18 protein-coding genes are annotated in these 15183 nt (G+C 68.3%); 6 read left to right on the forward strand and 12 right to left on the reverse strand.

The features are described 5' to 3' along the window. Window positions 1–82: 82 nt before the first annotated feature. The 5 genes from ACZ50Q_RS25520 to ACZ50Q_RS25540 all read left to right on the forward strand — a co-directional run bounded on the left by ACZ50Q_RS25520 (window position 83) and on the right by ACZ50Q_RS25540 (window position 4646). Window positions 83–955 carry a TonB family protein gene (locus ACZ50Q_RS25520; RefSeq protein ID WP_076521921.1) on the forward strand — a complete coding sequence of 291 codons (873 nt, stop codon included), beginning with the start codon at window positions 83–85 and terminating at the stop codon, window positions 953–955. After that, the gene (gene aroE, locus ACZ50Q_RS25525; RefSeq protein ID WP_092579828.1) at window positions 952–1815 is read left to right on the forward strand and encodes a shikimate dehydrogenase; all 864 of its coding nucleotides are present in this window, start codon (window positions 952–954) and stop codon (window positions 1813–1815) included. Before ACZ50Q_RS25520 ends, aroE begins: the two co-directional genes overlap by 4 nt. A gap of 5 nt (window positions 1816–1820) precedes the next feature. Further along, window positions 1821–2543 carry a monofunctional biosynthetic peptidoglycan transglycosylase gene (gene mtgA / locus ACZ50Q_RS25530; RefSeq protein WP_464079902.1) on the forward strand — a complete coding sequence of 241 codons (723 nt, stop codon included), beginning with the start codon at window positions 1821–1823 and terminating at the stop codon, window positions 2541–2543. 94 nt (window positions 2544–2637) lie between these two features. Then, a complete protein-coding gene (gene lptG, locus ACZ50Q_RS25535) occupies window positions 2638–3816 on the forward strand; it encodes an LPS export ABC transporter permease LptG (protein ID WP_076518725.1) in 1179 nt (392 codons plus the stop codon). Continuing rightward, a complete protein-coding gene (locus ACZ50Q_RS25540; protein WP_464079903.1) occupies window positions 3813–4646 on the forward strand; it encodes a symmetrical bis(5'-nucleosyl)-tetraphosphatase in 834 nt (277 codons plus the stop codon). The genes lptG and ACZ50Q_RS25540 overlap by 4 nt, the downstream gene beginning before the upstream one ends. 69 nt (window positions 4647–4715) lie before the next feature. Here ACZ50Q_RS25540 and ACZ50Q_RS25545 read toward each other — a convergent pair whose 3' ends face one another. Genes ACZ50Q_RS25545 through ACZ50Q_RS25570 form a run of 6 tightly spaced genes read right to left on the reverse strand, consistent with a single transcriptional unit; the run spans window position 4716 to window position 9654 of the window. After that, window positions 4716–5441, reverse strand: coding sequence for an amino acid ABC transporter ATP-binding protein (locus tag ACZ50Q_RS25545; protein ID WP_464079904.1), 726 nt, complete (start codon window positions 5439–5441; stop codon window positions 4716–4718). Next, a complete protein-coding gene (locus ACZ50Q_RS25550) occupies window positions 5438–6154 on the reverse strand; it encodes an amino acid ABC transporter permease (RefSeq protein ID WP_076518722.1) in 717 nt (238 codons plus the stop codon). The genes ACZ50Q_RS25545 and ACZ50Q_RS25550 overlap by 4 nt, the downstream gene beginning before the upstream one ends. Before the next feature lie 2 nt (window positions 6155–6156). Continuing rightward, window positions 6157–6858 carry an amino acid ABC transporter permease gene (locus ACZ50Q_RS25555; RefSeq protein WP_076518721.1) on the reverse strand — a complete coding sequence of 234 codons (702 nt, stop codon included), beginning with the start codon at window positions 6856–6858 and terminating at the stop codon, window positions 6157–6159. Between the two features lie 28 nt (window positions 6859–6886). Next, a complete protein-coding gene (locus tag ACZ50Q_RS25560) occupies window positions 6887–7714 on the reverse strand; it encodes an ABC transporter substrate-binding protein (RefSeq protein ID WP_076518720.1) in 828 nt (275 codons plus the stop codon). Window positions 7715–7765: 51 nt separating this feature from the next. Next, window positions 7766–8983, reverse strand: coding sequence for an aminotransferase class I/II-fold pyridoxal phosphate-dependent enzyme (locus ACZ50Q_RS25565; RefSeq protein WP_464079905.1), 1218 nt, complete (start codon window positions 8981–8983; stop codon window positions 7766–7768). After that, a complete protein-coding gene (locus ACZ50Q_RS25570; protein WP_464079906.1) occupies window positions 8980–9654 on the reverse strand; it encodes an RraA family protein in 675 nt (224 codons plus the stop codon). The genes ACZ50Q_RS25565 and ACZ50Q_RS25570 overlap by 4 nt, the downstream gene beginning before the upstream one ends. A 214-nt stretch (window positions 9655–9868) precedes the next feature. Between ACZ50Q_RS25570 and ACZ50Q_RS25575 the strand changes: the two genes are divergently transcribed. Next, window positions 9869–10762 (forward strand): LysR family transcriptional regulator, encoded by an 894-nt coding sequence (locus ACZ50Q_RS25575; RefSeq protein ID WP_464079907.1) that lies wholly within the window; start codon window positions 9869–9871, stop codon window positions 10760–10762. A gap of 28 nt (window positions 10763–10790) precedes the next feature. Here ACZ50Q_RS25575 and ACZ50Q_RS25580 read toward each other — a convergent pair whose 3' ends face one another. The 6 genes from ACZ50Q_RS25580 to ACZ50Q_RS25605 form a co-directional block, all read right to left on the reverse strand. Continuing rightward, on the reverse strand, window positions 10791–11531 hold the full coding sequence (locus ACZ50Q_RS25580; RefSeq protein WP_464079908.1) for a lysophospholipid acyltransferase family protein: 741 nt from the start codon (window positions 11529–11531) through the stop codon (window positions 10791–10793). Beyond that, window positions 11528–12871: a dihydroorotase gene (locus ACZ50Q_RS25585; RefSeq protein ID WP_464079909.1), complete on the reverse strand. Its 1344-nt coding sequence runs from the start codon at window positions 12869–12871 to the stop codon at window positions 11528–11530. The genes ACZ50Q_RS25580 and ACZ50Q_RS25585 overlap by 4 nt, the downstream gene beginning before the upstream one ends. Beyond that, complete coding sequence (locus ACZ50Q_RS25590; RefSeq protein WP_464079910.1) at window positions 12868–13788, reverse strand: aspartate carbamoyltransferase; 921 nt, start codon at window positions 13786–13788, stop codon at window positions 12868–12870. The genes ACZ50Q_RS25585 and ACZ50Q_RS25590 overlap by 4 nt, the downstream gene beginning before the upstream one ends. A gap of 21 nt (window positions 13789–13809) precedes the next feature. Next, window positions 13810–14211, reverse strand: a complete 402-nt coding sequence (ruvX, locus tag ACZ50Q_RS25595) for a Holliday junction resolvase RuvX (RefSeq protein WP_076518713.1) — start codon at window positions 14209–14211, stop codon at window positions 13810–13812. Continuing rightward, window positions 14204–14791 (reverse strand): YqgE/AlgH family protein, encoded by a 588-nt coding sequence (locus ACZ50Q_RS25600; RefSeq protein WP_076518712.1) that lies wholly within the window; start codon window positions 14789–14791, stop codon window positions 14204–14206. Before ACZ50Q_RS25600 ends, ruvX begins: the two co-directional genes overlap by 8 nt. Window positions 14792–14935: 144 nt before the next feature. Beyond that, window positions 14936–15100 (reverse strand): rubredoxin, encoded by a 165-nt coding sequence (locus ACZ50Q_RS25605; RefSeq protein WP_003814980.1) that lies wholly within the window; start codon window positions 15098–15100, stop codon window positions 14936–14938. Window positions 15101–15183: the final 83 nt, after the last annotated feature.

Raw genomic sequence — 15183 nt, forward strand, 5'->3', positions numbered from 1 at the left:
CTGTTACAGCCTTCGGACGGACCACGCGGCGGGTCGGGACTCGCCTTACAATGCGTTCGTGCAACGCGCCGAATCTCCCTCCATGCTGAGCCGTTACCTCTGGTGGCTGGGCGCCCCCGCCCAGCACTACCTGCGCATCGGCATCGCGATCTCGCTGTTGGTGCACGCCGGCGCGCTGGCGTGGCGCTTCAGTTCGCCCGCGCCGACGCGCCCGCCCGTGACCAGCCTGGAGGTCGTGCTGCTCAACGCCCGCAGCGAGACCCCGCCTGAAACGCCGCGCACCGTGGCGCAAAACCAGATGACGGGCGGCGGCAACGCCGAACGCGGCCTGTCCACCACCCCGCTGCCCCAGACCGGCTCCTCCGCCGAGACCATCGTGCTGGAGGCCATGCGCCAGCGCCAGGTGCAGTTGGAGGCCGAGCAGGCCCGGCTGATGACCCAGTTGCGCTCGCCGCACAATGCCGGCCCCGAGCGCCAGGCGGTCAACCCGTGGCCCGACGGCGCCGACGTGGGCCAGGACGCCCAGGACCAGGCCAGCGTCATCCAGAATGCCCAGATCGCGGCGCTGGCGGCGCGGGTCCAGCAGTACAGCGCCGAGCCGCGCAAGCAGTTCGTCGCGCCCTCCGCCGAGGCGTCGCGCTACGCCGCGTACCTGGACGCCTGGCGCACCCGGATCGAAACGGTCGGCACCCAGCATTACCCCGACGAGGCGCGCGGCCGCATCTACGGGTCGCTGCGCATCACGGTGTCGGTGCGCGCCGACGGCAGCATCGCCGACGTCGAGATCGACCAGCCGTCCCCGCACGCGGTCCTGAACCAGGCGGCGCGCCGCATCGTCCAGCTTGCCGCGCCCTTTCCGCCCTTCCCTCCCGATATCGCCCGCGATACGGACGTGCTGGTCATCACCCGCACCTGGCATTTCGTCAACGACACTCTGGAAACACAGGCCCCATGACCGAGGCGATTTCCCAAGCCCGCTACGCCGTCATCGGCAATCCCATCGCGCACAGCCGCTCGCCCCAGATCCACGACCTGTTTTCGCGGCAGACCGGCAAGCCGCTGCGCTATGAGCGCCTGCTGGCGCCGGTGGACGGTTTTGCCGACGCGGTCGCCGCGTTCGTAGCCGACGGCGGCGTGGGCCTGAATGTCACGGTGCCCTTCAAGCAGGAAGCGTATGCGCTGGCGGCTGCCCACTTGTCGCCGCGCGCGCGGCTGGCGGGCGCCGTCAACACCCTGTCCTGGCGCGACGGCGCCTGGCACGGCTGCAATACCGACGGCGTGGGCCTGGTGAACGATCTGTTGCGGCTGGGCGTGCGCCTTTCCGGCGCCGCCGTGCTGCTGGTGGGCGCCGGCGGCGCGGCGCGCGGCGTGCTGCAGCCCCTGGCCGAGGCCGGCTGCGCCCGCATCCGCATCGTGAACCGCACCGCGGCCCGCGCCGAGGAGCTGGCCGCCGCCTGGCGCGCAAGCGGCGTGTCGCCGCAAACCCGGGTGGACGCGGGCGCGCTGGCGGACGCCGCCGTGCCCGGCGGCTGGAACCTGGTCATCAACGCCACCGCGAGCGGCCTGCAGGACGCGGCCCCCGACCTGCCGTCCGGCCTGTACGCCGACGGCGCCGCGGCCTACGACATGATGTACGGCGCGCAGCCGACCGCGTTCATGCGCCAGGCCCAGGCCGACGGCGCGGCGCTGACGGCGGACGGGCTGGGCATGCTGGTCGGCCAGGCCGCCGAAAGCTTCACCCTCTGGCACGGCGTGCGCCCGGACCCGGCGCCGGTGCTGGCGGCGCTGCGCGAGGCCCTGGCGGCGGGACGCTGAGCGGCATGGCGACGCGCACTGGCCGCAATTGGTTCCGGATCACCACCGGCCTGCTGATGGCGCTGGTGTGCGCGATCCTGCTGTACCAGTTCTGGCTGTTCGCCCAGGTGGTCTGGTACAACTACCGCGACCCCGGCAGCAGCGCGATCATGCGCGAAGAACTGTCGCGCCTGCGCAAGGATGACCCGGCCATCGAGCTGAAGTACGAATGGGTCCCCTACGACAAGATCAGCCGGTCGCTCAAGCGCGCCGTGGTCGCCTCGGAGGATTCCAATTTCACGGGCCACGAGGGGGTCGAATGGGACGCCATCCGCAAGGCCTGGGAGTACAACCAGAAGCAGCTCGAGGCGGGACGCTCCAAGATGCGCGGCGGCTCGACCATTACCCAGCAACTGGCCAAGAACCTGTTCCTGTCCGGCTCGCGCAGCTACCTGCGCAAAGGCCAGGAACTGGTATTGGCCTATATGATCGAGCATGTGATGAGCAAGGAACGGATCCTGGAGCTCTACCTGAACGTCGCCGAATGGGGCGTGGGCGTGTTCGGTGCCCAGGCCGCCGCCAAGCATTATTTCAATACCACCGCCGCCAATCTGGGCACGAGCCAGTCGGCCCGGCTGGCGGCCATGCTGCCCAATCCGCGCTTCTACGACAGCCACCGCCGATCCAACTACCTGAACTCCCGGGTCGGGGTGTTGACCCGCCGGATGCAGATGGTTGACATTCCCTGAAAGGGAAACCGGACAAATCGGTCCTATTGCGCCCTACCCGGCCGGCGGGATTTGTTAAGCTTTCACGTTTACGCGCTTCACTCCCCTTTTCCCCATGCGTACCGCACGTCGCTACCTGGCCCGCGAGGTCTATCGCTCTTGCGCAGTGGTCCTCCTGGCCCTGCTGGGCCTTTTCACGTTCTTTGCCCTGGTGGACGACCTGGACAACGTGGGCGACAAGTTCTCCATGATGGCCCTGCTGTACATGCAGGCGCTGGCGATCCCCACCCGGCTCTACGACCTTCTGCCCATCGGGCTCCTGATCGGCGCCATCCTGGCGCTCGCGGGCCTGGCCCAGCGCAACGAACTGGTGATCCTGCGCGTATCGGGGGTCAGCGGCATGCGCCTCTTGCGCATGCTGTGGGTCGTCACGATCCCGCTGATGATCGGCGCGGGCCTGTTGTCCGAATACGTCACGCCCTGGGCCGAAATCAAGACCGGCGAGGCCAACCTGATGTTCCGCGGCAAGGCCGGCGGCGACCGCCTCAAGAGCGGTTACTGGTTCAAGGAACCCACCGCCAACGGCGGCACCCGCATCATCAACATCGCCGAACTCAAGGGCGACGGCCAGGTGGCCGGCGTGACCCTCTACGAATTCAAGAAGGACCTGACGCTGTCGGCGCTGTCCACCGCGCCCACGGGCACGTTCACGCGCGGCGACCTGGTGCTCAAGGACGTGGCCGAGACGCGCCTGGACAATGAGGCCGCCTCGGCGCTGGCCAATGCGCGTCCGCCCAAGAACCCGCCCGCCACGGTCGTGAAGCTGCCCGAACGCTCCATCGACACCACGCTCAGCGCCGAGCGCCTGCTGGCGCGCGTGCTGACCCCCGAGCGCATGTCGATCATCACGCTGCTCGACTACGTGGACTACCTGCGCGACAACCAGCTGCAATACGGCCGCCAGGTCGTCGCCCTGTGGCGCAAGCTGGCCTACCCCTTTACCCTGCTGGTGATGATCACCATCGCCGCGCCCATCGGCCTGATGCAGACGCGCCGCGGCGGCGTCGGCGCCAAGGTCTTCGTGGGCATCCTGCTGGGCGTGGGCTTTTTCATGCTGAACCAGTTGGCGCTGAACGTCGGCATGCTGGGCAAGTGGCCGCCCTGGCTGACCGCCCTGGGGCCGAACCTGGGCGCCATGGCGCTGGCGCTGGGCGCCATGAGCTACATGGAATACCGTCACACCATTACCCGTCTCTTCCAGCAACGTTGGCCTTGGAGCAAGAGTCCCGCATGAACGGCAGTATCTGGATGATCGGCGACGTGCAGGGCTGCTGCTCGCCGCTGGATCGCTTGCTGTCCCACCCCGACCTGGTCGGGGACCCCTTGTCGCGCTTCTGGTTTGCCGGCGACCTGGTCAACCGCGGCCCGCAATCGCTCGACACGCTGCGCCGCATCATCGACCTGGGCGACCGCGCGACGGTGGTGCTGGGCAACCATGACCTGCACCTGCTGGCCACGGCCGCGGGCGTACGCAAGCCGTCAAAGTCCGACACGCTGGAGCCCATCCTGCGGGCGCCGGACGCGGCCGACCTGATCAACTGGCTGCGCGCGCGTCCGCTGGCGCATTTCGAGCAGAACCACCTGCTGGTCCACGCGGGCACGCTGGCCAAATGGGACGTCGCCAAGACGCTGTCCCTGGCCGGCGAAGTCCAGGACGCGCTGCGCGGTCCCAATTGGCAGAAGGCGCTGCAAAAGATGTACGGCAACGAGCCGGCCACCTGGAAGGAAGACCACAAGGGCGGCAAGCGGATGCGCGTGATCATCAACGCGCTGACGCGGATGCGGCTGTGCACGCCCAACGGCCACATGGAGTTCGCCACCAAGGTGACGCCGGGCGCCTGGCCGCCCGGGCTGGTGCCCTGGTTCGACGTGCCCAACCGCGCGACGCGCGACGTGACGACGGTGTTCGGGCATTGGTCGACGCTGGGGCTGCTGCAGCGGCCGGATGTGATCTGCCTGGACACCGGCTGCGTGTGGGGCGGGTCCCTGACGGCCTTGCGGCTGCAGGATCGCAAGCTGGTGCAGGTGAAATGCTCGCAGTTCCAGGATCCGCTGGCCGAATGAGCCTATCGCGGGGCGGCACGCCGCCCCGCACCCGCTGCACCCCCTGACACGTGCCGGCCGCCCGCCCCCTCAGTGGCGGATTTCGGCCAGGAACTTCTGCGCCCGGGCCGTCTGGGGCCGCGTGAAAAAGTCTTCCGGCGTGCCGGTTTCGACGATGCGCCCCGCGTCCATGAACCACACGCGGTCCGCCACCTCCCGCGCGAAGCCCATTTCGTGCGTGACGCACACCATCGTCATGCCGTCCTTCGCCAGGCCTTTCATCACCTGCAGCACCTCGCCCACCATTTCCGGGTCCAGCGCGCTGGTCGGCTCGTCGAACAGCATGACCGGCGGGCTCATCGCCAGCGCGCGGGCGATGGCCACGCGCTGCTGCTGGCCGCCCGATAACTGGGCCGGATAGGCCTGCGCCTTGTGCGCCAGGCCCACGCGCTCCAGCAGTTGCATGGCCCGGTCGCGGGCCTCGGGACGGCGCGCGCGCTTGAGCTGCAGCGGCGCCAGCATCAGGTTCTCGATGACGGACAGGTGCGGAAAGAGGTTGAATTGCTGGAACACGAAGCCGATGTGGCTGCGCAGCGTGTCCAGATGGACGTCGCTGCCATAGATGTCCTTGCCGTCGACCTCGATCACGCCCTTCTGGATGGGCTCGAGCCGGTTCACCGTGCGGATCAGGGTGGACTTGCCCGAGCCCGAAGGCCCGCACACCACCACGACCTCGCCCTGGGCGACCTGCGCGGTCACATCGGCCAGCGCCTGATACTCGCCGTACCACTTCTGCACTTCGGAAAATCGGATCATGTGGGCACCACTTTTTGCATGGGCGCAAGTCCGGCGCGCCGCCTGCCGATACGGCGTTCGGTCAGGTGCACCAGGGAACTCAGGCCAAAATTCAGGACGAAATAGGTCAGCGCCAGCAGCCCGAAGACCTCGAAAGGCTTGGTCAGCAGCACGCTGTTGATCTGGTTGGCGGCATAGGTCAGCTCCTGCACGCTGATCACGTACGCCAGCGACGTTTCCTTCACCGTGGACACGAACTGGCTCAGCATGCTGGGCAGCATGTTGTAGAGCGCCTGCGGCAGGATGACCCGTCGCATGGTCTGCAGGTACGACAGGCCCAGCGCCCGGCTGGCCTCCTGCTGGCCGGGCGGCAGGGCCTGGATGCCGGCGCGGATGATCTCGGCCAGATAGGCGCTTTCGTAGCAGACCAGCGCGACCACCATGGTGGTCGTGCCCGCGACGGGACGGCCGATGATGAGCGGCACGAAGAAGTACGCCCAGAAAATGAACATCAGCAGCGGCAGCCCGCGCACCAGATAGACCACGGCCGAGGACGGCCAGTAGAAGATCCGGTAGGGACTGATGCGGCCCAGCGCCAGCAACACGCCGCATGGCAGCGCCAGGGCCAGGCTGACCGCGGCCAGGCCCAGGGTGGCCGCCAGGCCCCCGATGGGGCCATGCGGATACTGGCCGATCAGGAGCAGCAGCCAATTGTCTTTGAGGATGTCCCACATGGTCAGCGCACTCCCAGCGGACGGTAGCGTCGTTGCAGGATCGCGCCGCCGCCCATGATCAGGAACGACAGCACGAGGTAGATCACCGTCACCACGGCATAGGCCTCGAAGGTGCGGAACGTGTTGTTCTCGATCTCGCGCGCGGCCGCCGTCAGCTCGGTCACGCCGATGGCCATCGCCAGGCTGGTGTTCTTGAGCAGCAGCAGGGTCTGGTTGAGCAACGGCGGAATCGCGATGCGGAACGCCTGCGGCAGGATGACCTTGCGCATCGTCTTCAGAAAGCTCAGGCCCAGGGCGCGCGACGCCTCGACCTGCCCCGGCGGGATGCCGCGCACCGCGCTGCGCAGGTCTTCGCAGACATAGGCCGACATCACCAGCCCGATCGCGATGCAGGACAGGATGAATTCGCTGCCGTGGCTGTTGAGCCAGTCGGTCACGCCTTGCGGCAGCAGCGCCGGAACGCCGAAATACCAGAACAGAATGTGCACCAGCATGGGCACGTTGCGGTGGAACGCGACATACGTCGCGACCACCCCATTGGCGATGGGCGAGCCCGTCAGGCGGATCACCGCCAGCAGGCTGCCCACGAAGAACGCCAGGATCCAGGCCAGCCCGGCCAGCGCCAGGGTGGTGATCAACCCCCTGAGCAGCCAGTCCGGATACTCGCCCTGGAAAATGGCGCTGAAGTCGAAGATGTAATGCATCGAACCAGGCTCCAGCACGCGCGGCGCGTCAACCCTTGATGGCTTCGATGCGGAAGTCGCGCTTGATGTTGAACTGCGTGCCCGCGCCGAACCACTTGTCGAAGGTCTTGGCGGCCTGGCCGGATGCCTCCATGCCGTCCAGCACCTTGTTCACCTGGTTCAGCATGGCCGTGTCGCCCTTGCGCACGCCCACGCCCCACGGCTCGACGAAGAGCGCCGGCTCCAGGATCTTGACCGGGACCGCGCTGGAGGCGGCCTGGTTCTGCAGCTTGACCAGCATCAGCTCCGACCCGACGAAGCCGCTCACCTTGCCCTGCTGCAGGGCCAGGAAGGCGCCGCTGGGATCCTTGAACGTGACGGGTTCGACATTGGGGATGTGCTTGCGCGCGCCTTGCTCGGACGACGAGCCGCGCACCGCGCTGACCCGCTTGCCGGCCAGGTCCGCCGGCGCCTTCAGGTCCTTGTCCGATGCGCGCGACAGCACCTTCTGCAGGCTCACGAAATGCTGGTGCGAATAGTCGATCTGCTTGGCGCGCTCCGGCGACCAGCCCAGGTTGGCGGCCACCACGTCCACGCGGCCGGCGATCAGCTCGGGGATGCGGGCCTCGACGGCGATCAGCTTGAGTTCGAGCGGCACGCCCAGGCTGTCGGCCAGGGCCTGGCACACGTCGACTTCATAGCCGACGATGCCGCGGGTCTTCGGATCCTGGAAGCTGAACGGCTCGGCCGTCCCCATGGTGCCGCAGATGAACTTGCCCCGCGCCTTGATGTCCTGCAGCGTGTCGGCGTGGGCGGCAGGCGCGAGCGTGGCGGCCAGGCCGACGGCGGCCACCAAGGAGGAGATAACGGTTTTCATGCGATTTCCCTTTGGAATATAGGTCTGGGTACTACCGAAAAAATCGGGGGTTCAGGTCAGCGCGGCGCAGGCTTGGCGAATGCGGCGGCAGCCCTCTTCGATGTTCTCCATCGAGGTCGCGAAGCTCAGCCGCAGGTACGGCGACAAGCCATAGGCGGCGCCGTCCAGCGCGGCCACGCCCGCCTCGTCCAGCAGGAACATCACCACGTCCAGGTCGCTTTGCAGCGTGCGGCCGGACGGCGTGCGCCGGCCGAGCAGGCCCTCGACCGACGGGTAGACGTAGAACGCGCCTTGCGGGACCGGGCAGCGGATGCCCGGCACCTCGTTGAGCAGGGCCACGATGCGGTCGCGCCGTGCGTGGAACAGGGCGGTGGCGTCATGCACGCATTGCTGGTCGGCCGACAACGCGACGCGCGCGGCCGACTGGCTGATCGCGCTGACGCAGCTCGTGCTTTGCGAGATCAGCGTGGCCATCGCCTTGATGAGCGGCTTGGGGCCGCCCGCGTAGCCAAGGCGCCAGCCGGTCATTGCATACGCCTTGGACACGCCGTTGATCGTCAGCGTGCGCGCGGCCAGCTCGGGCGACACGGCGGCGGGCGACATATGGCGCGCCCCGCCGTAGGCCAGGTGCTCATAGATCTCGTCGGTCATGAGCCAGACCTGCGGATGCCGCGCCAGCACCTGCGCAAGCGCGCGCAGTTCGTCCGCGTCGTACATCGCGCCGGTGGGGTTGCTTGGCGTGTTCAACAGCACCCACTTCGTGCGCGGGGTGATGGCGCGTTCCAGCGCGGCCGGCGTCAGCTTGAACCCGTCGGATTCCGGGCAGGCCACCACCACCGGCGTGCCGTCGTTGACCAACACCATGTCGGGATAGGACACCCAGTACGGCGCGGGAATGATGACTTCGTCGCCCGCTTGCACCGTGGCGGCCAGCGCCGTGAAGATCAGCTGCTTGGCGCCCACGCCGACGATGAGTTCATCCAGCCCGTACGCCAGGCCGTTTTCGTGCTGGAACTTGGCGCGCACGGCCTCCAGCAAGGGCCGGGCGCCCACGGACGAGGTGTAGCGGATATCGCCGCTGTTGAGCGCGTCGATGCCGGCCTGGACGATATGGCCGGGCGTGGGCAGGTCCGGTTCGCCCACCGTGAAGTCGATGATGTCGCGACCCTGCGCGCGCAACTGGTCCACCCGGCTCTTGGCCATCATGCTGGGCGACGGCTTGATGGCGCGGGCCCGTTCGGCCAGGAATTCGCTTGCGGCGGCGTTCATGCCAGCCCCTTCGCGGCAAAGGCAGCCTGCATCCAGCTCTGCGTCTTTGCGCCGGTGGCGATTTCGGCCATGATGCGCGCTTCCTTGTCGGCATGGGCGCGCGCCGCGGCAATCAGCGCCTCGGCGTCCGATGGCGCAAAGCTCACCAGCCCGTCCTCGTCGCCCACCAGGATGTCGCCGGGCTGGATCACCTGCCCGCCGATCGAAACCGGCACATTGACCTCGCCCGGGCCGTCCTTGTAGGGACCGCGATGGATGTGGCCGCGCGCATAGCACGGGAAGCTGTCGGCCTCGAAGGCCGCGACATCGCGGATGGCGCCGTCGACGACGACGCCTGCGCAGCCGTGGATCTGCAGGTAGCGCTTCATGATTTCGCCGAGCACGGCATTGGACAGCTCGCCGCCCGCGTCGATCACCAGGACGTGGCCCGGCTCGATCTGCATCATGGCCTTATAGATCAGCAGGTTGTCGCCGGGCCGGGTCTTGACGGTGAGCGCGGTGCCCACCAGCTTGCCGCCGCCGCTGTAGCGGCGCAGGCCGGTGATGCCTTCGCGGCGCGCGAGGTTGTCGCTCAGATGCGGGGTGACGATGCCGGCAAGCGCTTCGAGGATGGAAGCGGGAGCGACGGGGGATGCCGGCAATATGCGTGCGCCGGTGGAAATGGAAGCCATGACGGTCTGCGAGTCCTGAGTCGAAAGCCTGCCGTTCCCCGGGGTGCCAAGCCGGGTGTACGGACGGCCAGAAATGAGTCAGACCGAATGGTGCGAGCTTTTGCGGTTCCGAAAAAGGGATTAAATTTCAGCGAACTTCATCTATTTTTGGAATATAGGGGTTACCCCTTAATGGAAATTTCGGAATGAACAACCCCTCCTGCGGCACCTGCGCATGCTGACTTTCAAGCAAATCGAGGCCTTGTACTGGACAGTGCGGCTGGGCACGTTTTCGGCCTCGGCGCAAAAGCTGCACACCACGCAATCGGCGATCACCAAGCGCATCCAGGAGCTGGAAGCCGACTTCGACATCGCGCTTTTCGACCGATCCGGATACCGCGCCGAGCTCACGGCGCGCGGCCACGAAATCTATGCGCTGGCCGAACAGATGCTGGGTCACCGGGACCGCCTGCTTGCGCGGCTGAAGGGGCAGCACACGCTGACGGGCACCTTCCGTTTCGGCATCACCGAAATCACGGCGATGACCTGGCTGCCCGCCCTGATCCGCCTGCTGCGCGCCCACTATCCGCGCATCACGCTGGAACCGCACATCGACCTGGGCGCCGACCTGCTCAAGCGGTTGCAGGCGGGACAATTGGACATGGCTTTCCTGCATGGGGAATTCGCCGAACCGAACCTGCAGGTCGTGGCGCTGCAGCGCCTGGAATTCGCGTGGATGGGCAGCCCCGACCTGATCGACGCCAGCCGCATCTACACGCCCGCCGACATCGCCCGGCTGCCGCTCTTGCGCCAGAGCCGCGAGTCCGGACTGAACATGATCTACGACGGCTGGCTGCGGCCCCACACGGCCGCCAGCAACATCTTCACCATCAACAGCCTGATCGCCATGGCGGGCCTGACGGCCGCCGGCTTCGGCGTCAGTTGCCTGCCGCGCGACTACTTCGCCGACATGGTCGCCGCCAGGCAACTGGTGATTGCGCGGACCAGCGTCGCGCCGCCCCAATCGGTCTACAGCGCGATGTTCCGCCGCGACGCCGACGTGGCGTTTTGCGAAAGCGTGGCGGAACTGGCCGAGAGCTGCTGTGAATTTTCAGCGGGGTGGCGGTAGTCCGGGCCGGGGCGCCCGGGTGGCAGACTCAGAGCACGCTCAGAATCGCGTCCCTGGCCTGGTGCGACAGCTCGAGCCGCGTGGGCAGGCTGCCGTCCGGATGACGCGCGGGCAGCGGCGGCAGGAAGACGACTTCAACGGCCAACCCCGTCACGCCCAGCACGCGCCAGAGATTGGCCACCAGCGACTCCTCGCCGACGAATGCCGCATAGCCGCTGCGCTTGCCGTGCTGCAGGAATCGCAGCGCGACCGGCTGGATCTCCACGGCGGCCGCGCGGGCGGGCTCGAACAGGCTGGCGTGAAAGGGCAGCAGATCGAAGCCTTCGCTCGTCGTGCCCTCCGGGAACAGGCCGACGGCGTCGCCCTGCTTGAAGCGGACCTGCATCGATTCGCCCATCGCATGCACGGCGTGGCGTTGGCCGCGTTCGATGAACAGCGTGCCCGCGCCGGCGACCAGCCACCCGATCACGGGCCAGGCGCGGATTTCGCTCTTGGCCACGAACGACGTTGCACGGGCCGAATTGAGCACGAAGATGTCGATCCACGAGACGTGGTTCGCCACCAGCAGCACCGGGCCTTCCAGGCGCGGCTCGCCCTTGAAGTAGACCTTCAGTCCACAGGCCGCCATCAGCCAGCGCGACCAGCGGCGGTTCAGCCGCGCGCGGGCCGAGGGGCGCATCAGGGGATAGGCCAGGCCCACGCAGAGCAGGCCGAAAACGATCAGGGGCAGGACAAGGCTCAGCCGTAGGACAAAGCGCAGCAGCTTCAAACTGGAGTCTCCCAGGCCGGCTCGCCACCGACCACGGTGGCGCGTACCCGGCCGGGCAGCATCATACCTGCGAAAGGTGTATGGACGCCGCGGCTCTGCAACGCGCCGGGCATGACCATCCATTCGGCGTCCAGGTCCGCCAGGCACAGATCGGCCGGGGCGTCCACGCCCAGGTGGCCGCAAGGCCCGATGCGCGGCGCGACGGCGGCCAGCACGGCGGCCGGGCCCAAGGTCACGCGCGCAAGGGCTTCGCCGATGGGCCGGCGGCTGTCGCGCGCCCACTTCAGGGCCAGCGACAGCAGCAGCTCCAGTCCGGTCGCGCCGGGCGTGGCGGACGCGAACGGCGCGGCCTTGCCGCGCGCATCGACCGGCGTATGGTCCGAACACAGGGCATCGACCACGCCGTCGGCCAGGGCAGCCTGGATCGCGTCGCGGTCGCGCTGGCCGCGCAGCGGCGGATTGAGGCGATGATTCGTGTCGAAAAAGCCGATGTCCACATCGGTCAGGTGCAGGCTGTTGGCGGACACGTCGGCCGTGACCGGCAGGCCCTCGCGCCGGGCCGCGCGCAGCAGATCCAGCCCCGCCGCCGTGGACAGGCGCGCCAGATGCACGCGCGCGCCCGTCGCGCGCTGCAATTCGAAGATCGTGTGCAGCGCCACCGTCTCCGCCTGCGCGGGCAGGCCTTCGAGGCCCAGGCGCGCGGCGTAGGGACCGCTGGCCGCCACGGTCTCGCGTGCCAGCCAGGCGTCCTGCGGACGCAGCCACAGCGCCTGGCCCAGGCCGCTGGCGTAGTGCATCGCGCCCCACAGCACCCGCGTATCGGCAACGCCGGATTCGCCCTGCGAGAAGGCGATGCAGCCCGCCTGCGCCAGCAGCGCCATTTCCGTCAGCGTCTCGCCGGCCAGCCCCACGGTCATGGCGCCCAGCGGGTGGATCGCGCATTGCCCGGACTGGGCATGGCGCATCAGCGCCTCGACCTTGCCGGGCTCGTCGGGTGGGCCATCGGCGTCGGGCGGCAGCACCAGCCGCGTCACGCCGCCGGCCAACGCCGCGCGCAACTCGGCGGGCGCAAAGCCCGCTTGGCCTGTATGGCCCGTATGCCCAATCTGGCCCGCATGCCCCACATGCCCCACATGCCCCGCTTGCGCGACGCGCGCCGACAGGTCGATCAGGCCCGGCAGCACCGCCAGACCGCTGGCGTCGATGCGGCGGTCGGCCTGGAATCCGTCGGGCGCCGCGCCCACCGCGACGACGCGGCCTTGCGCGAGGTAGAGATCATGCTGGCCATCCACGCCGTTCGCGGGATCGATCAGGCGGCCGTTGGCGATGTGCAGCCTCATGCCAGGTCTCCGGCGAGCACGCGCAGGACGGCGGCGCGCAGCGGCTGCTCCAGCGCCGCGAGGCGGGCCTCGACAGGCTCCAGCCCGGCCGCGATGTCGCCGTCCACTTCCACGCCGGGCGCCAGCCGGCCGGCGGGCAACACCATGACGTCAGGCCTGGCGAGCGCCAGCGCAGCCGGCGTCAGTCCGTGGGTGCAGGCGTACTCCCGGGCGGATGGCAGTTGCGCGCCGCTGATGTCTTCAACGTTCAGCGGCAGCGCGATGACCACATCCGCGTCGCGCAGGCTTTCCTGCAGGGTCGCGCACGCGCGCACACCCAGTTGAGGCAGGCCCTCGGGCAGCAGCGTGCGCGGCGCCGCAACCCGCACTTCGGGCACGCCCAGCGTGGTCAGCAGATGGATGGCGGACCGCGCCAGGCGCGAATGGCGGATGTCGCCCAACAGGGTCACGACGAGGCGGGTGAGGTCGGGCTTGATATCGAGGATGGCCTGCACCAGCGCCAGCGCAGGCACGGGATCGGCGTGCCGGCCGTCGCCCGCATTGAGCACATGCAGGCCGGGCGCGGCATGCGCGGCGGCGCAGTGGGCCGCGCCGCTCTGGGCGTGGCGCAGCACCAGCACGCCCGGGGCGAGCGCGCCGACTGTTTCGGCGAGCGCCTCGTCGGCGCCTGCCTGCAGCGGCACCGGCAGCATCGACAGGCTGGCCGCGGCGGCGGCGTAGGCGTCGCGGTCGGCGGCGTGCGCGTCGGGCAGGCACAGGAACACCGGCATGCCCGACGCCGCATGCGGCGTCGCATCGCCGGCGCACGCCTGCGCGCGCGCCATCTCCAGCAGCCGTTCGACGTGACGGCGCGGCAGGCCCTCGGTGGTCAGCAGATGCGTGAGTTCGCCGCGGCGATCAAGTTGCGGATTGAGCATGGGCAGGACAGGCCGCGGCCATCACGCCGCGGGCAAGGCATCGAGATAACGTTGCAGGATAACCGCCGCGGCCATCGCATCGTCGGCGGCGTGCGTGCCCAGCAGGCGCTGCGCCTCCATGCTGGAGCCGCGTTCGTCCACGAGTTCGACGGCAACGCCGAAGCGGCCATGAAGCTGGTTGGCAAACCGCCGGCAGCGGGCCGTGGCGGGCTGCTCGCCGCCCTCGGCGTCCAGCGCCAGCCCGACCACGACGCGGTGCGGCTGCCATTCCTGCAGCAGCGCCGCGATGCGGCCGAAGCGGGCATCGCGGACCTCGCTGAAAATGATTTCGAGCGGGCGCGCCTGGCGCGTCAGCGTGTTGCCGATGGCAATGCCGATCTTCTTCTCGCCGAAGTCGAAGGCCAGCAGCGTTTCTTCAGGCATGGCCCGCGTCGCCGGCCAGCATGACGGGATCGATGCCCAGCAGCTTGAGCGCGGCGGGATAGCGTTCCTCGGGCGGCACCTCGAAGATGATGTGGGCGTCCGCGCCCACGCTCAACCAGGCGTTCTGGCCCATCTCGCTTTCAAGCTGGCCCGCGCCCCAGCCGGCATAACCCAGGGTGACCAACATGCGCGCAGGCCCGTTGCCGTCGGCCACGGCCTGCAGCACGTCGCGCGAGGTGGTCAGCGCCATGTCGCCCAGCTTGATGCTGGAGCTGTAGTCGCCGGCGGGCGCGTGCAGCACGAACCCGCGATCCGTCTGGACCGGTCCGCCGAAAAAGACGAACGTGTCCTTCACCGGTCCGATTTCCAGCGTCAGGTCGATACGCTCGAACAGCGTGCCAAGGGTCAGGTCGGTGGGCCGGTTGATGACCAGGCCCAGCGCGCCGCGTTCGGTGTGTTCGCACACGTAGATGACGGAGCCAGCCAGGCTTCCTTCCACCATGCCCGGCATGGCGATCAGGAACTGATTGGCGAAATTGGCCGCCTGTGTCGTGGCGTCTTCGTGGTGCTTTTCCGTCATGGCAACCCCTTCATGGGTAGTCTGGATGAACCGTTGGAGCGATCGCGCGCGCGACCCGGCAGGCCGGACGGCACTCCGACGGTTACGAGGGATGGGGCATGACCCATCTTACGGGCCCTGGCGGAATATGTCGGCGGAACGGCTTCAGATTTCCATCAGCTCAAAGTCCTCTTTGCGGGCGCCGCATTCGGGACAGACCCAATTGGGCGGCACGTCTTCCCAGCGGGTGCCGGGAGCAATGCCCTCGTCGGGCAGGCCGGCCTCTTCGTCATAGACCCAGCCACAAATCAGACACATCCAAGTACGCATAGTTCTCTCTTACATCAATTCCCCACCGGCGAGCCCGCGGCGGGGCAAAGGTGGGGGGCTTCCATTAGAATGGGGACAATCTT

It is taken from the genome of Achromobacter sp. T5-5 (genome assembly GCF_055397965.1).

Bases quoted from the DNA above. Each gene is read 5' to 3' on its own strand.
- mtgA (WP_464079902.1), top strand. From the start codon at position 1,821: ATGGCGACGCGCACTGGCCGCAATTGGTTCCGGATCACCACCGGCCTG.
- ACZ50Q_RS25605 (WP_003814980.1), bottom strand. From the start codon at position 15,100: ATGCGTACTTGGATGTGTCTGATTTGTGGCTGGGTCTATGACGAAGAG.
- ACZ50Q_RS25570 (WP_464079906.1), bottom strand. From the start codon at position 9,654: ATGGCTTCCATTTCCACCGGCGCACGCATATTGCCGGCATCCCCCGTC.
- ACZ50Q_RS25590 (WP_464079910.1), bottom strand. From the start codon at position 13,788: ATGCTCAATCCGCAACTTGATCGCCGCGGCGAACTCACGCATCTGCTG.
- ACZ50Q_RS25545 (WP_464079904.1), bottom strand. From the start codon at position 5,441: ATGATCCGATTTTCCGAAGTGCAGAAGTGGTACGGCGAGTATCAGGCG.
- ACZ50Q_RS25520 (WP_076521921.1), top strand. From the start codon at position 83: ATGCTGAGCCGTTACCTCTGGTGGCTGGGCGCCCCCGCCCAGCACTAC.
- ACZ50Q_RS25550 (WP_076518722.1), bottom strand. From the start codon at position 6,154: ATGTGGGACATCCTCAAAGACAATTGGCTGCTGCTCCTGATCGGCCAG.
- ACZ50Q_RS25575 (WP_464079907.1), top strand. From the start codon at position 9,869: ATGCTGACTTTCAAGCAAATCGAGGCCTTGTACTGGACAGTGCGGCTG.
- lptG (WP_076518725.1), top strand. From the start codon at position 2,638: ATGCGTACCGCACGTCGCTACCTGGCCCGCGAGGTCTATCGCTCTTGC.
- ACZ50Q_RS25585 (WP_464079909.1), bottom strand. From the start codon at position 12,871: ATGAGGCTGCACATCGCCAACGGCCGCCTGATCGATCCCGCGAACGGC.
- aroE (WP_092579828.1), top strand. From the start codon at position 952: ATGACCGAGGCGATTTCCCAAGCCCGCTACGCCGTCATCGGCAATCCC.
- ACZ50Q_RS25565 (WP_464079905.1), bottom strand. From the start codon at position 8,983: ATGAACGCCGCCGCAAGCGAATTCCTGGCCGAACGGGCCCGCGCCATC.
- ruvX (WP_076518713.1), bottom strand. From the start codon at position 14,211: ATGCCTGAAGAAACGCTGCTGGCCTTCGACTTCGGCGAGAAGAAGATC.
- ACZ50Q_RS25600 (WP_076518712.1), bottom strand. From the start codon at position 14,791: ATGACGGAAAAGCACCACGAAGACGCCACGACACAGGCGGCCAATTTC.
- ACZ50Q_RS25560 (WP_076518720.1), bottom strand. From the start codon at position 7,714: ATGAAAACCGTTATCTCCTCCTTGGTGGCCGCCGTCGGCCTGGCCGCC.
- ACZ50Q_RS25555 (WP_076518721.1), bottom strand. From the start codon at position 6,858: ATGCATTACATCTTCGACTTCAGCGCCATTTTCCAGGGCGAGTATCCG.
- ACZ50Q_RS25540 (WP_464079903.1), top strand. From the start codon at position 3,813: ATGAACGGCAGTATCTGGATGATCGGCGACGTGCAGGGCTGCTGCTCG.